We start from the raw sequence: 13664 nt of genomic DNA on the forward strand, positions 1-13664 counted from the left end.
TTTTCGGTTTAGAAAATGTAATCAGCTTTCTCGGATACAAATCATGCCGGCTGCCACAGTATTATTGCTGACTTCATCAATCAGAATAAAACAACCGGTTCCCCGATTTTTGGCATATGCATCAATGACGAGTGGTTGCTGTACCTTCATTCCAATTCTAGCAATATCATTCATTGTCAAAATGTTAACTGGCTCTTGATGCATTGTATTTATATCAACTCGATAGTCAATTCGGGTGATTAATCCTTTAACGATACGAGTGGTATGCTTGATAATATATTTACGATCGGGGTCAAATGCTTGTTCGGATAACCAGCAGAGCATGGCATCAAACTCCCTGGTAACTTGAGGCGGCTCTCCACCATTGATTAGCATATCTCCACGCGAGATATCCAGATGATCTTCAATGGTCAAGATGACGGATTGTGGCGCAAAAGCGGTTTCAAAGCTGTCGTTATATAAAAGAATTTCTTTGATGCGGGATGTTAATCCGGATGGTAATACTGTTACTGCATCCCCCACGCGTATTGTTCCGGATTCGATTCGACCCGTATACCCACGGAAATCATGCATTTCTTCCGTTTGCGGACGACATACCCACTGTACCGGAAAGCGAAAATCCAGTACGTTGATATCGTGTTCTATATTAATGGATTCCAGATAATCCAATAATGGCTTGCCCGAATACCAGTCAAGGTTGTCACCACGTTCCACGACCATATCTCCAAGTAGCGCAGATATTGGTATATATTCAATGGAACGAAACCCCAGCCCTTGTAAAAACACAGCAAATTCAGCACAAATCTGCTTGAAGATTTCCTGGGAATAGCCAACCAGATCCATTTTATTAATTGCCACAACCAGATGAGGAATGCCAACCAGACTGGCAAGGTAGGCGTGCCGCCGGGATTGTGTCAAAACTCCCTTGCGCGCATCGATAAGAACAATTGCAAGATTGGCAGTAGAAGCACCCGTTACCATATTACGCGTATATTGCTCATGGCCTGGTGTGTCCGCAATAATAAACTTGCGCCTGGGTGTATTGAAATAACGATACGCCACATCAATAGTGATTCCCTGCTCCCGCTCTGCTTGCAATCCGTCAGTAAAAAGCGAGAGATCAATTTTTTCCATCCCGCGTTTGTTAGAGGTTTTGGTAACAGCACTCAACTGATCTTCGAAGATGGATTTTGAATCATGCAGCAAACGACCTATCAGCGTGCTTTTACCATCATCTACACTGCCTGCACTAATAAATCGCAGCAGCTCGGCATGATCGGGTTCAATATTTTCAACAGCAGCCATGTCCTAGAAAAACCTATGAAGATAAAAAATTAAAACCGGGTGTTATTTCAGAACACTGTCCTAGAAATAACCTTCCCGTTTACGCAACTCCATTGATGCCTCAGAAGTGCGATCATCCATACGTGTTGCCCCGCGCTCAGTAATTCGTGTTAATGCTGTTTCCACGATGATTTCCTCGACACCCCTGGCCTGAGAAGCGACCGGACAGGTACAGCTCATATCACCAACCGTACGGAATCGCACCATCATATGTTGTACACTTTCCCCCGCCTCGGGCTGAACCAGGTACGACACCGGCAGCAGACTACTATTCCGCACAATTACATCTCTCTCATGAGCATAGTAGATAGATGGAATTTCCAGCTGTTCCCGGCCGATATATTGCCATATATCCAATTCTGTCCAGTTACTGATAGGGAAAACCCTGATGTTTTCTCCAGGGTGAGTTCGCGCATTATAGAGACTCCATAATTCTGGGCGCTGATTCTTTGGATCCCATTGACCGAACTCATCCCGAAACGAAAAAATACGTTCTTTCGCACGTGCTTTTTCCTCATCTCTGCGAGCACCGCCAATGCAGGCATCAAACCCGAATTCTGAAATGGCGTCCAGTAAAGTAACTGCCTGAAAAGGATTGCGGCTTTGGTTTTTGGATCGCAATATGACCCTGCCACGCTGAATAGAATCCTCCATGCTGCGTACAATCAGGCGTTCTCCCAATTGTTTGGCCCGATAATCCCGAAATTCAATTACTTCCGGAAAATTATGGCCCGTATCGATATGCATCAACGGAAAAGGAAAATGGCTCGGGCGAAAGGCTTTTTCAGCCAGTCTCAGCAAAACAACCGAATCCTTGCCCCCTGAAAACAACAGTACCGGATTGGCACACTCTGCCGCAACTTCTCGCATGATATGGATAGCCTCGCTTTCCAAGGCATCCAAATGTGTAAAATATGACTGTTGATTCATTTTATTTTGATTTAAGAACATTAACTTATGTTTCTGCTTTTGTAGTATGTAAACCACATTCTTTAGAGTCTGGGTTTTCCCACCACCAACGCCCGGATCGAATATCTTCCCCGGGAGTTATTGCCCGAGTACATGGAGCACAGCCGATGCTGGGATAAAATTGGTCATGCAACGCATTGTAGGGAATATTGTGCTGCTTTATATAGTTCCATACATCCTTCTCAGTCCAGTCGCACAAGGGATTAAATTTATGTATACCGTGAATGTTATCAAATACTGATAACTTCAGCTCCTCCCGAGTGGTTGATTGCTCGCGACGCATTCCTGTAATCCAGGCACGCTTTCCAGCCAAAGCACGCTTTAGCGGTTCAACTTTTCGTATATAGCAACAACGTTTTCGCAGATCGATACTTTCATAAAACCCATTTGGGCCATATTGCGTCACATAGTTCTCAACAGACGATGAATCAGGAAAATAAGCATGGATGGAAACACCATAACGCTCCTTCGTCTTTTGTATCAGATCATAAGTTTCCTGTGGAAGACGTCCGGTATCAAGCGTAAATATGCCAATTTCCGGATGATGGCGAGCGATTACATCAGTCAATACCATATCTTCAGCACCAAAACTGTTGGCAAATACAGCGGGAGAATAATCCCGCTGGATATTACCTAACAAACTGTGTAACTGCTCAACCTTCTGTTGCAATGTTTGCTCATCCATATTAATAAAGCGTTATTTTACCTGACAAATACATATCCATAAAAAATCTATATAAGCACGCCAACCCGATGTGAATCCTTACGCTACGCTACACTTGTCATAGCTTCGAATGATACACAACACAAATGACCTCATTTTTACATTGCACTTTAAACATATATGCAAGCATAACAATAATATTTATAATATAAAAGAATATTAAATTAATTATATATTATAGTTTGTTATATAAATGAAACTCCAGCAATTGAGATACCTTCGTGAAATTGCAAAACAAAAGCTGAATTTATCCAAGGCTGCGAATGCTCTGCATACTTCACAACCTGGGGTCAGTCGACAAATCCAGCTATTGGAACAAGAGTTGGGGGTCGAGATTTTTACACGCCACGGTAAACGTCTTACCAGTATCACTCAGCCAGGGCTTGCGATCCTGGAAACTGCCCAACGAATGCTGCAGGACGCAGATAACCTGAAAAAAATTGGAAATGAATTTAATGATAAGGAGAGCGGTACATTTGTTATTGCGACTACTCACACACAAGCACGGTATGTGCTCCCTCCTGTAATCAAGCGCTTTATCGAACGCCACCCAAAAATCAGATTATCCTTGCGACAGGGAAGCCCTATAGAAATATCCACCTGGGTTTCATCTGGTGAAGCCGATTTGGCTATCGCAACCGAAGCCATCGAATTATTCGACGAACTCGTTATGTTGCCTTGTTATGAATGGAATCGTTGTGTCGTCGTTCCACCTCGGCATCCACTACTCCAACTTAAGGAGTTAACGCTTGAATCCATCGCTCAATACACAATCATTACCTACGATTTTGCTTTTACCGGTCGATCCAAAATCAATCAGGCATTTGAATCCAGAGGACTAAAGCCCAACGTGGTACTGACAGCACTTGACGCGGATGTAATCAAAACCTATGTAGAAATCGGTTTGGGCGTAGGCATTCTGGCAAAGATGGCCTTTGATCCGGCTCGCGATAAAAAGTTGCGGGCCATTGATGCCGCACATCTGTTTGAACCCAGTACTACTCGCATCGGTATCTGTCGCAACAGCTACATCCGCCACTACATTTACGATTTTATTGAGATGTTTGCGACACATCTTGATACAGAAACGATCAATAGGCTGCTCAGAAATCCTGAAAACTAACTGCTATTGGTAGTAACAATTGGCATAGACAAAAAGGCTCCCACCCTGTCCGGATTGATGACTAGAACGCTTTCTGGTAGACTCCGCCCCTTAAAATTTCAGTATATTCTTCGGAAATTAGAGGCGGCACCACAACATAAATATTGCTGAAATACACGTTCCGCCTGACAGCCTGCAACACCCGCAACAATAAAGCTGAATAAGCGAGCACTAGCACCATAAAAGAATAAATTTCCGACCGGGAGCCAGGATAGCTCACGCTCCCTATTATTTTATAATTAATTAGTATTATTAATTTCTTTGGCCATCCAGATATACTTCATATAACAAAATACGATATATAATTAATTTAATATTCTTTTGAATTATAAAAATAGTTGCTATGCTTGCACTCTTTATTTAAAGAGTGCTGTAACAGCAAAGCTGAAACAGGCGTAAACGGGTTTTTAATTGATTTGCCATATCTACAAAATTTCAACCACCAGCTGGATATCTCATTTCTACGTATTTCTACGTGTGAAAAACTTCCAAAATATAAAATAAAATGACGGTATCACAATTCTCAGGAGCCGCTCTGACTGCAGAACAGTGGCGTCTTGTCGAAGCACTAAGCTCTTCTCTTACACCTGAACATGCGTATTGGATCAGCGGTTACTTTGCTGGCATTGGGTCAGCCTTGTTACACAAGGGTACTACTGCGGCTCAATCTCCAGATACACGTATTTCCGCAGCAGTAGTACAAGCAGAACCAGTTGCAGCTCGTTCACTTACAATCCTTCATATCAGTGAAACCGGTAACAGCACCGAACTGGCAATCCGTTTGGCAGCACTGGCTATTGAACAAGGACTCAACCCGACATTGGTTGACATAGCTGATTACAAAGTTCGCAAACTCAAAGAAGAGCAGGATCTTCTGATCATCACCTCCACCCATGGAGAAGGAGACCCACCTCAGTCTGGAATGGAGTTTTTTGAATTAATCGAAAGCCGCAAGGCGCCAGCACTACCTGAACTACGTTACGCCATACTTGCGCTGGGCGACATGAGCTATGAACATTTTTGTGGCGCCGGCAAACGTCTTGATGAGCGTTTCGAGGAACTGGGCGCAAAACGGCTGCAGCCACGCATTGACTGTGATGTGGATTATGAAGAACTGGCTGCTGCATGGAGTAGCAATATACTGGCGCTACTCACCGCCGAGAAAAGAGCGGCGACATCATCCGCCGCATCACAACTAGAGACAACAGGAAGTACTCAGCAAGCTGATAATTCAGCTTACGGTAAACGAAACCCCTTCCCTGCAACTGTCATTGACAACATTGTTCTCTCGGGTCGCGGCTCTACCCGGGAAACACACCACATCGAAATATCACTTGCTGATTCCGCTTTAACCTATGAGCCGGGCGATGCGTTGGGCATCGTGGCGAACAACGATCCTGTGATGGTTGAGGCACTACTGACCACGCTCGACATGAATCCAGGCACATCGCTGACCGTAAAGGGTCAGGTAACAACACTCTTTGAAGCGCTTAGCAAATTATTCGAAATTACCACAGCAACACTGCGTTTTCTTGATCACTGGGGGGAATTGACTGGCACAACCGATATTTTTACTGCAATGGATAATGTCGAACGTGCGGCATTCCTTCATGAGCATCATATTATTGATATTATTCGCGCTTTTCCGCTCAAAGGTCTTGATCCACAGCGTTTTATCGACGGGTTGCGCCCTCTGCAACCGCGCCTCTACTCTATTTCCTCCAGCCTGGCGATTTGCCCTGATGAGGCACATATCACTGTCGCACCAGTACGTTATAAGCTGCATGGAGAAATTCGTTCAGGTGTTGCATCCAGCCACCTTGCTGATCGTGCAAACGCTGATTCCATATTACCGGTCTACATTCAGAGCAATCCATACTTTCGCCTGCCACCCAATGGCGAACCCATCATCATGATCGGCGCTGGTACCGGTGTGGCACCTTACCGTGCCTTTATGCAAGAACGCGAAGCAAATGGCGGTGGCCGTTCATGGTTATTTTTTGGAGAACGCAATTTCCGTGTGGATTTTCTTTATCAGACCGAGTGGCAGGACTGGTTAAAAAATAGCATTCTGACAAAAATGGATGTCGCTTTCTCACGAGATAACGCAGAGAAAACTTATGTTCAGCACCGCATTCATGAACATGCACACGATGTCTATGCCTGGTTGGAAGAAGGTGCACATATTTATATATGTGGAGATGCGTTACGCCTAGCGCCTGATGTCCACAATACATTGGTCACCGTAATCGAAGAACAAGCAAGCGTTCAGCGCGAAGAAGCAGAAGAGTATCTTCGCAACCTGCAACGCGATGGGCGCTATCAGCGCGACGTTTATTGAGAATAGAAATGGCAGACACACTCCCTCCCACTGATCGCAGCTGCGATATTTCCCAACCACTTGAGCGCCTAAGCCCGGATGAGGCACTGAAGGCTGGAAGTGAATACCTGCGTGGCACAATCGCACTTGGACTACTTGACCGTATTACATCTGCTGTACCAGGCGACGATATCAAACTGATGAAGTTTCACGGTATTTATCAACAAGATGACCGGGATGTTCGTGATGAACGCCGTCGCCAAAAACTGGAACCCGCTTTTCAGTTCATGATCCGTGTGCGTTTGCCGGGGGGTATCTGCACAACCGAACGCTGGCTGAAGATTTCAGAGCTTGCCTGTGCGCACGGTAATGAAACGTTACGCATGACCACCAGACAGACTTTCCAGTTTCATTGGGTGCTCAAGCACAATATTGTTCCGGTTATTCGTGGTCTTCATGAAGTATTGCTCGATACAGTTGCTGCATGCGGAGATGATTCACGCGGTGTAATGGCTACGGTTAATCCTCAATTTCCGGCTCTGCAGGCAGAACTGGCAGCACTGGCAAAAACAGTAAGTGATCATGTCATTCCCAAGACCAAGGGCTATCATGAAATCTGGTATGGTGAAGAACGTATTGCTTCATCTGAACCGGAAGAACCATTCTACGGGCGAACCTATATGCCCCGTAAGTTCAAGATTGGATTTGTGATCCCGCCCAATAATGATATTGATATTTATGCTCAGGATCTGGGTTATATCGCAATCGCGGGTAAAGATGGAAAAATAGCGGGATTCAATATAGCAATCGGCGGTGGAATGGGGCGTACCGACAAGGTACCGCATACCTATCCGCGCACCGCATCAGTTATTGGCTTCATTACGCCAGACAGACTTATTTCTGTTACCGAAGCTGTCATGGGAGTTCAGCGCGACTATGGCAATCGCGCTGACCGGTCACGTGCACGCTTTAAATACACAATCGATGATAAAGGACTGGACTGGATCAAACTGGCAATTGAAGATCGTGCCGGATTGCTCGAACCCGCCCGCCCTTACCACTTCACATCCAATGCAGATATCTATGGTTGGGTAGAATCGGATGATGGCTATCATCATTTCACGTTGTTTGTTGAGAACGGCCGGCTCAACCGCGATACGCTCGACAAAATTGCACGGATTGCACATGTTCACAAAGGGCACTTTCGCCTGACTCCCAATCAAAATCTCATGATTGCCAACGTTGCCACTGCCGACAAACCGAAGATAGATGCATTACTGGTGGGATCGGGACTGATTGCTTTTAATGAACACAGCGTGCTGCGTCTGAATTCGATGGCGTGTGTCGCTTTTCCAACCTGTGGCTTGGCAATGGCAGACAGTGAACGTTATCTGCCTACTTTGATTACGAAGATTGAAGGAATTCTCACTCGGTACAATCTGCAAGATGAGCCAATTACGCTCAGAATGACAGGATGTCCTAACGGGTGCAGCCGCCCTTTCATTGCGGAAATTGGACTTACCGGCCGCGCACCGGGTAAATACAATCTTTATCTGGGTGGCGGTTTTCACGGCCAGCGCCTCAATCGCCTTTATCGTGAAAATATCGGCGAGGCCGCAATTCTTGAAGCGCTTGATGAAGTACTTCGTCACTATGCGACAGAACGATTGCCTGACGAGCATTTTGGTGATTTTACGATTCGCGCAGGAATTATTCGTGAAGTAACAGAAGGACGTTTTTCAAATGACTAACTGATGCTATGCGGCGATACTCTACATATTGCGTAAAAATCTCACAAAAGTGAGGTTATGCGTACAGCAGTGACTCAGAAGAAGCTACTCTTGCTGTATAAACAGCTGCCAGCCATGTTCTTTTTCCAAGTTCAGTAGCACAGCCATTGCTTACCGATGCCTGATAAACGCCCTCCTTGCAGGGTAATTATCAGGCTATAACCGAGTTACAGTTTGGCGCCGGTACCCACCAGCGTTGCCGAAGTAATTTTGTAGGAAAAGGATTCCGGCTCCAGGCTATCTTGTTGTCGCCCGTCAATTTCAGCATGTGGATAGAGGAAGAATGGCAGCTTGCCGGCTGCACATGCCTTGCCCAGATCCACATTTTCACCATCGTTGAACGCCACCCAGTTCATTTCCCAGGATCCAAACAATTTTTCTCTTAGCTGACTGATCGAGTCATGGTTGTTCGGTAGAGATTCCAGTGCCATGACTTTCGCCACATCAGACGGATCCACTGGAACCCAACCAAACCCGGAAAGATAAAACTCTGCCTGACAATGCTGGGAAGTACTGATATCACCGGATTTCCCAAGATTTTTGTTAAGAGAGGATTCACCGATGCGGATCCCGTACTGGATTCTCGCTGGAATGCCGGAAGCGCGTGCAAGCCCGACAAAAAGTGAATGGATGTCCGCGCATTTTCCACTAAGACTTGCTCTGGATAGCATGCTCCGTATATCCCCTCTGCCCTGCCCGCGCACACTGTTGTCATAGGTAACATTATTAATTATCCAGTCATAAATGGCGCGCGCCTGTTGCAAAGGAGTATGGGCATTAGCCTGGCTAGTCACGGAATGTGCCATTTTTTTTACAGCATTATCCAATGGAATCTGGCTGGTAGGCTGCAGATAGCGTTTGATATTCTGGGGAATTGAAACTTTGGCAGGAGCCTGGTAAAAGCTCAGATCAGCAGTGCGATAGGCTGTTTTGACAATACTGCTCACCTTGACCGCCCGTTCTTCACCCTTTTGCCAGGTTGCAAAAAATACCGGGGAAGAGGTACCGGGTAACATATAAAATGCAGAAGCAGTCGCTTTTCCGCTCCAATTACTTCCTTGTGTAAACTGATAAATCGTATCATTTGTATCCGGCAACGGCAGCCATAGCTTTGCAACCTTGCCTGCGGCGGGCAGAGTAATCTGGTACGTTAATTGATAGCCGCGCCATTTCGCCTGATTCAACGGTAACGCGGAAGCTCGCGAAACAGACGGAGCCAAAACAGCTGCTGCAGCGCCTGTACCAACCAACTTGAAAAAATCTCTGCGTTTCATACGCCTCCTCATCAATGATAATATTGAACCCGATAAATTTATCGCTACCAGCCAACCACGTCAATTTCACGTACCCCTATGTCTGACAGCCTGCTTCAGCTTTCCGCAATCGATATTGCAACCGGATCGAATCCTTTATATACCGTCTTGTGGATGCACGGATTGGGGGCCGATGGCAATGACTTTGTACCTGTTGTACAAACACTTGATTTACCAGCGACCCCAATTCGTTTTTTATTCCCGCATGCTCCTCTACAACCCGTCACCATCAATGGTGGCCATACAATGAGAGCGTGGTATGACATCCAGCACACTGATTTTATTAAGCAGGAAGATAAAGCCGGGTTGTACAGATCACAACGCGCAATCGTAGCATTGATCGAACATGAAAACCAGAGAGGTATTCCGTCCAGTCACATTATCCTTGCCGGGTTCTCGCAGGGCGCTGCTATGGCGCTGCACGTAGGTTTGCGCCACCCCGACAAGCTGGCTGGCATTATGGTTCTGTCAGGATATCTTCCTCTTGTTCACGAGATCAGACAGGAGGCACATGTAGCCAATCAATTGACTCCCATATTCATGGCTCATGGCAGTTATGATCCTGTTGTCCCTGTTAAATTAGCTCGATCTTCGCTACAGTTGCTGCGCGATTACCATTACTCTGTTGACTGGCATGAATATCCGATGGCGCACGCTGTATGTGACCAGGAACTGATTGATATCTCCCGCTGGCTAAAAAACATTCTGAAGGAAGCTTTAATTTCAGATCACCAAAACAGATAGCTATGACGTACGATAACACTCACTACTCGCATCGAACCGGCTGGCTACGGGCGGCGGTACTGGGCGCCAACGATGGTATCGTTTCCACAGCTAGCCTGATTATTGGTGTGGCATCTGCGCATGCGGGTACTGAGGATATTCTGCTGGCAGGCGTAGCAGGTCTCGTTGCCGGCGCCATGTCCATGGCTGCAGGAGAATACGTTTCTGTAAGCTCCCAGGCAGACACAGAAAAAGCAGATATCGCACTTGAACAGTATCATCTTATCCGGGATATCAATTATGAGATCCAGGAGCTGACAGATATTTACATCGGGAGAGGTGTTAAGCCCGAGCTGGCTAAGGAGGTGGCCAGACAGCTGATGGCACATGATGCGCTGGGCGCTCACCTCAGAGATGAATTGGGCCTGCATGAGCACATCAATGCAAATCCTATTCTCGCCGCTCTCACCTCGGCAGGCATGTTTACTCTCGGGGCATCCATGCCGCTCCTGGCAACCATCATTGCTCCTGCATCACAGATTATCCCTGTTGTGACAGCCACCTCCCTTCTTTCCTTGACTGCCCTGGGCACACTGGCTGCTTATCTTGGAAGAGCAAGTATATTGAAAGGTGCTACACGCGTGGTTTTCTGGGGGGCACTTGCCATGGGATTTACCGCACTCACTGGCACACTTTTTGAAAAAATCACCTGAATGCGATTAAATAACGACAATACCGTCGGCTTTACATCATTTCAATCAACACAATACCCGAGCTGGTTTATTCAAAAGGAGTGTAACCTTGGATCTGATTTTATGGCGCCATGCTGAAGCAGAAGATCGTATTCCTGATGCAGCACGTGAATTAACTGAAAAAGGTTTGAAACAGGCACAAAAAATGGCTGGATGGCTGAAATCTAAATTGCCACCAGATACACACATCATAGTCAGCCCGGCCAAACGCACCCAGCAAACCGCCTCGGCACTGACTACCCGTTTTGAAACTAGCGATCAAGTAGGAACTGGTGCCACTCCGTACAAAGTGCTTAATGCAATTGCCTGGCCTGAGGCAGAAGGCACTGTACTGGTAGTGGGGCATCAACCAACGCTGGGAGAAATAGCCTCTCTCCTGTTAAAAGGGGATGAAACGGGTTTTAGTGTACGAAAGGGCTCTGTCTGGTGGTTCAGTTGCAAGCAAAAAGATGAGCGAGAAAGTATTATCCTGCGAGCCGTAATGACCCCCGAGATACTGTAAATCCCTTAAATAGCATGGAAAATGACTGCTGACACTGACCTCATACAGCAGAATTGCCTGTATCCTTGCTTATTCCGAGATCCCTTATCAAAGAGGTTGGACCAAAATACAAATACGTTTCCCATGAAAATACTGCCCTCACTGTTTTCACCTGCCGGCAAAAACGCAAAGTTATCTATTGTTATTCATCATCGTGTTTTACCCGAACCTGATCTTCTGCTTGGCAGCGGCGGGATAAAGACGTTTGAAACAGGCTTGAACTACCTGGTTAATAACTTCAATGTTCTGCCCTTATCCGAGGCAGTAAACAGGTTGCGCAGCGGCACCCTGCCCAGTTGTGCCGCCTGTATCACATTTGACGACGGCTACGCAGATAATGCTGAAATAGCACTCCCTCTTCTCCAGCAATATGGAGTATCCGCCACTTTTTTCGTTGCTTCTGGTTTTCTTGATGGCGGAAGAATGTGGAACGATACTGTCATCGAATCAGTACGCCTTGCCAAAGGGGATAAACTTGACCTAAGTTCAATCAATCTGGGTATTCATGTAATTACCACGCTTGAACAAAAGAGGAAAGCTTTAACTTTTCTGATAGGCAAGCTGAAATATCTGTCTCATGAAACAAGGGCTTCTCAGGTAGAAAAACTTAGCACCATTATTTCAGCCGAATTACCAGATAATCTCATGATGACTTCGGCACAAGTCAAACGGTTACACGATGCAGGAATGGAAATAGGCGGCCACACCGTCACCCATCCGATACTTGCGAGCATTGATGATACGACTGCTCGTATGGAAATAACGGAAGGCAAGGTAAGGCTTGAAGCAATCATTGGCGCGCCAGTACGCCTGTTTGCCTACCCAAATGGCAAGCCGGGAAAAGACTATCTACCTGCACACATAAAAATGATTAAAGAAGCCGGGTTTGAAGCTGCCGTTTCAACAGCATGGGGAGCTGCCCGGCAGAATAGCGACCTCTTTCAGCTGCCACGCTTCACCCCCTGGGATAAAAGTGAATTGTTCTATGTACTACGCATGACTCGCAACATGAAGCAGGAAATTCAGGTCGTGTGATGCAAAGCTAGACCCGCAGGAATACCATGGTAAATACCCCTCACTATGAATAGCAGCGCAATCAGTGGCTGTGTCCGGTAGGGTACCGCATGAAAAAGGCCTGTACGGAAACTCCGTACAGGCTCGAAGGGCGGCCGGATGAGATTGGCCATTAGAGTTTATGGTTAAGAAAAATCCGCGTACAAAATTATTGTATACGTCGCTGAATCTGCAAAATCGTTCGGTAACAGCTGAATTGTGTTAGATCTTGAATTCTCAACATCCAATCAAGCCTGCTACTGAAAATGACCATAAACCCATGCTACAACGAATACCGTTCCAGCATTTTCCAGAAGATGCATGAATAAACCGGCTATATTGCAGTCATACCAGCCACTTAATAACCAATTCGCTTGAAAAGACTTATCTTGTTATCATTACAAATCACTGCGCTAAATCTCAGCCCCGATAACAATACTCCCAGCACATGGCAAAAGGCCCATCGCAATGCATCGAAGTAGTTAACAGCAAGACAACTAACAGGAGATCGCAAATGAAGATTTCAGCCATCTTGAAAACACATGATAAAACTGATTTGGCAATACTGCTGCTGCGTGTAACAACGGGCGGAACGTTTATGGCACACGGTGTGCAGAAACTGTTTGGCTGGTTTGGTGGTTCCGGTCTGGAAGCCACGGGCCAATGGATGGATTCAATCGGCCTCAGCCCGGGTTATTTGATGGCATTGCTGGCAGGTTCGGGCGAGTTTTTTGGAGGCTTGGCACTGTTGCTGGGTATGCTGACTCGCCCGGCAGCGTTGGGAACCGCACTGATCATGCTGGTTGCGATGGTTGTTGTACATTGGACAAACGGTTTCTTCATCACAAACAGTGGCTACGAATACTCCCTTATCTTAATGGTAATAAGCATTTGTATCCTGCTGCACGGTGCAGGCAAGTATTCACTTGATCACACTCTGCAAGCAATGTTTCCTAACAAACCGGAGAAATAA

12 protein-coding genes are annotated in these 13664 nt (G+C 46.2%); 8 read left to right on the top strand and 4 right to left on the bottom strand.

What is annotated here, in order from left to right; all coding sequences use genetic code 11:
- Positions 1-21: 21 nt before the first annotated feature.
- The 3 genes from cysN to ABF86_RS04380 are packed head-to-tail and all read right to left on the bottom strand — an operon-like array spanning position 22 to position 2998.
- Positions 22-1305 carry a sulfate adenylyltransferase subunit CysN gene (gene cysN / locus ABF86_RS04370; protein ID WP_074455581.1) on the bottom strand — a complete coding sequence of 428 codons (1284 nt, stop codon included), beginning with the start codon at positions 1303-1305 and terminating at the stop codon, positions 22-24.
- A gap of 60 nt (positions 1306-1365) precedes the next feature.
- Complete coding sequence (cysD, locus tag ABF86_RS04375) at positions 1366-2274, bottom strand: sulfate adenylyltransferase subunit CysD (protein ID WP_074455625.1); 909 nt, start codon at positions 2272-2274, stop codon at positions 1366-1368.
- A 25-nt stretch (positions 2275-2299) separates the two neighbouring features.
- Entirely contained in the window at positions 2300-2998 is a 699-nt protein-coding gene (locus tag ABF86_RS04380; RefSeq protein WP_074455582.1) for a phosphoadenylyl-sulfate reductase, read from the bottom strand.
- A gap of 232 nt (positions 2999-3230) precedes the next feature.
- Between ABF86_RS04380 and cysB the strand changes: the two genes are divergently transcribed.
- The 3 genes from cysB (at position 3231) to ABF86_RS04395 (ending at position 8270) form a co-directional block, all read left to right on the top strand.
- Positions 3231-4160, top strand: coding sequence for an HTH-type transcriptional regulator CysB (gene cysB, locus ABF86_RS04385; protein WP_011634261.1), 930 nt, complete (start codon positions 3231-3233; stop codon positions 4158-4160).
- A 544-nt stretch (positions 4161-4704) separates the two neighbouring features.
- The gene (locus tag ABF86_RS04390; RefSeq protein WP_074684512.1) at positions 4705-6540 is read left to right on the top strand and encodes an assimilatory sulfite reductase (NADPH) flavoprotein subunit; all 1836 of its coding nucleotides are present in this window, start codon (positions 4705-4707) and stop codon (positions 6538-6540) included.
- An 8-nt stretch (positions 6541-6548) separates the two neighbouring features.
- Positions 6549-8270 carry an NADPH-dependent assimilatory sulfite reductase hemoprotein subunit gene (locus ABF86_RS04395; RefSeq protein ID WP_074684511.1) on the top strand — a complete coding sequence of 574 codons (1722 nt, stop codon included), beginning with the start codon at positions 6549-6551 and terminating at the stop codon, positions 8268-8270.
- A gap of 206 nt (positions 8271-8476) precedes the next feature.
- Here ABF86_RS04395 and ABF86_RS04400 read toward each other — a convergent pair whose 3' ends face one another.
- On the bottom strand, positions 8477-9583 hold the full coding sequence (locus ABF86_RS04400) for a transglutaminase domain-containing protein (RefSeq protein WP_011634258.1): 1107 nt from the start codon (positions 9581-9583) through the stop codon (positions 8477-8479).
- Positions 9584-9661: 78 nt separating this feature from the next.
- On the opposite strand from ABF86_RS04400, the gene ABF86_RS04405 reads away from it, so the two are divergent.
- The 5 genes from ABF86_RS04405 (at position 9662) to ABF86_RS04425 (ending at position 13664) form a co-directional block, all read left to right on the top strand.
- On the top strand, positions 9662-10366 hold the full coding sequence (locus tag ABF86_RS04405) for an alpha/beta hydrolase (RefSeq protein ID WP_011634257.1): 705 nt from the start codon (positions 9662-9664) through the stop codon (positions 10364-10366).
- Positions 10367-10368: 2 nt separating this feature from the next.
- Positions 10369-11058, top strand: coding sequence for a VIT family protein (locus tag ABF86_RS04410; RefSeq protein ID WP_074455587.1), 690 nt, complete (start codon positions 10369-10371; stop codon positions 11056-11058).
- Between the two features lie 88 nt (positions 11059-11146).
- Positions 11147-11599, top strand: a complete 453-nt coding sequence (locus tag ABF86_RS04415) for a histidine phosphatase family protein (RefSeq protein WP_011634255.1) — start codon at positions 11147-11149, stop codon at positions 11597-11599.
- Positions 11600-11722: 123 nt separating this feature from the next.
- Entirely contained in the window at positions 11723-12673 is a 951-nt protein-coding gene (locus tag ABF86_RS04420) for a polysaccharide deacetylase family protein (RefSeq protein WP_011634254.1), read from the top strand.
- A 532-nt stretch (positions 12674-13205) separates the two neighbouring features.
- Complete coding sequence (locus ABF86_RS04425; protein ID WP_074455589.1) at positions 13206-13664, top strand: DoxX family protein; 459 nt, start codon at positions 13206-13208, stop codon at positions 13662-13664.

Origin of the sequence: Nitrosomonas sp. GH22 (assembly GCF_009833115.1) — a bacterium.
GTDB classification, from domain to species: Bacteria; Pseudomonadota; Gammaproteobacteria; order Burkholderiales; family Nitrosomonadaceae; genus Nitrosomonas; species Nitrosomonas eutropha.

What these genes read in the sequence shown, in the direction of transcription:
- ABF86_RS04420 (WP_011634254.1), top strand. Translation starts at nt 11,723, where the DNA reads ATGAAAATACTGCCCTCACTGTTTTCACCTGCCGGCAAAAACGCAAAG.
- cysB (WP_011634261.1), top strand. Translation starts at nt 3,231, where the DNA reads ATGAAACTCCAGCAATTGAGATACCTTCGTGAAATTGCAAAACAAAAG.
- ABF86_RS04390 (WP_074684512.1), top strand. Translation starts at nt 4,705, where the DNA reads ATGACGGTATCACAATTCTCAGGAGCCGCTCTGACTGCAGAACAGTGG.
- ABF86_RS04395 (WP_074684511.1), top strand. Translation starts at nt 6,549, where the DNA reads ATGGCAGACACACTCCCTCCCACTGATCGCAGCTGCGATATTTCCCAA.
- ABF86_RS04380 (WP_074455582.1), bottom strand. Translation starts at nt 2,998, where the DNA reads ATGGATGAGCAAACATTGCAACAGAAGGTTGAGCAGTTACACAGTTTG.
- ABF86_RS04400 (WP_011634258.1), bottom strand. Translation starts at nt 9,583, where the DNA reads ATGAAACGCAGAGATTTTTTCAAGTTGGTTGGTACAGGCGCTGCAGCA.
- ABF86_RS04425 (WP_074455589.1), top strand. Translation starts at nt 13,206, where the DNA reads ATGAAGATTTCAGCCATCTTGAAAACACATGATAAAACTGATTTGGCA.
- ABF86_RS04405 (WP_011634257.1), top strand. Translation starts at nt 9,662, where the DNA reads ATGTCTGACAGCCTGCTTCAGCTTTCCGCAATCGATATTGCAACCGGA.
- cysD (WP_074455625.1), bottom strand. Translation starts at nt 2,274, where the DNA reads ATGAATCAACAGTCATATTTTACACATTTGGATGCCTTGGAAAGCGAG.
- ABF86_RS04410 (WP_074455587.1), top strand. Translation starts at nt 10,369, where the DNA reads ATGACGTACGATAACACTCACTACTCGCATCGAACCGGCTGGCTACGG.
- cysN (WP_074455581.1), bottom strand. Translation starts at nt 1,305, where the DNA reads ATGGCTGCTGTTGAAAATATTGAACCCGATCATGCCGAGCTGCTGCGA.